Here is a 1,137-nt window from a genome sequence, read left to right on the forward strand (position 1 = left end):
ATGTCGGCCCAGTCGAAGTGGGCGCGGGCCTCGGTCCAGGCGGCGACGACGAGCTCCATGCCGCCCTTGAGCAGCATCTTGGCGTCCGTGAACATGCCGTCGACGCTGCCGACGCACAGGTCGTACCACTGGGTCGCCGCGCGGGTGACGCCGCCGACGATCCGGTGCCCTTCGGGGTGCAGGTCCGCCGGGCCGAGCACGGCCGCCGCGGCACCGGACCCGAGGGTCAGGCTGGCGAACTCGCTCATGAAGTCCTTGCGGTTCCGCCCGCCCTGGTTCAGGCGGTCGATGGTGTTGAGCTGCACCTGGTCGGCGTCCTCGCCGTCGACGACGAGCGCGTACTTGATCTGCCCGGAGTCGATCATGCCCGCGGCGACGCTCATGGCGTTGACGAACCCCAGGCAGGCGTTCGCGATGTCGAAGTTGATGGCCGACGACGGCAGCCCGAGCCCGTGGTGCAGGCGGACGGCCACCGACGGCTCCAGGTGCGGACGGGTCACCGAGGTGTTGATGAGCAGGCCGATCTCGTCCGGACGCACCCCGGCCTCGGCCATGGCACGGCGGCCGGCGTCGATCGCGGCGTCCTGGAAGGTCTGCCCCTCGCCCCAGTTGCGACGTTCGATGACCCCGGCGACGCGCTCGAGCAGTCCCATCGGCAGACGGAGTCGACGGAGGACCCCACGGAGCTTGGCCTCGATGTCGGCAGAGGTCGTCACACGCTCCGCCGTGGTGGTCGCCACGGAGAGCAGTGAGACGTTCCGGTGCTTCGCCGTGGCGTTGCCGGGCTGCTCCGGTTCACTGCTCGATGCCTGGTCGACCGGCCGTTCCGTCATGATCGTCACCGACACATACTTCCGCATCTGGCCTGTGTGCGCGATCCGGATGCGCTGGACGGCTCCGGATCAGACGTCCTTCGGCAACTTCCGCACCTTCGCGCGCCGCTTGCGACGCTCCGGGATCATCGAGCGCATCTCCTCGAGCTTGCCGAAGCAGAGCAGGCGGTCACCCGGCTCCAGGACGACACCGCTGCGTGGGTTCGGGATGACGTTCGAGCCACGGTGCAGGGTGAGGACCGTGATGTCGCGGTCCCAGAGCCCGGACTCCTTGATCGTCTTGCCGACCAGGTCCGCGTTGGTG

2 protein-coding genes are annotated in these 1,137 nt (G+C 69.0%); both read right to left on the reverse strand.

The window, feature by feature from the left end:
* Nucleotides 1-833, reverse strand: an 833-nt coding sequence (locus BACI9J_RS23525; protein ID WP_159736735.1) for a 3-oxoacyl-ACP synthase III, incomplete at its 3' end; no start/stop codon positions are given.
* A gap of 69 nt (nucleotides 834-902) precedes the next feature.
* The coding region (locus BACI9J_RS23530) for a cation:proton antiporter regulatory subunit (RefSeq protein WP_201296731.1) at nucleotides 903-1,137 on the reverse strand (235 nt) is incomplete at its 5' end.

The sequence above is a fragment of the Arthrobacter sp. 9V genome (genome assembly GCF_902506065.1).
Lineage (GTDB): Bacteria > Actinomycetota > Actinomycetes > Actinomycetales > Micrococcaceae > Arthrobacter.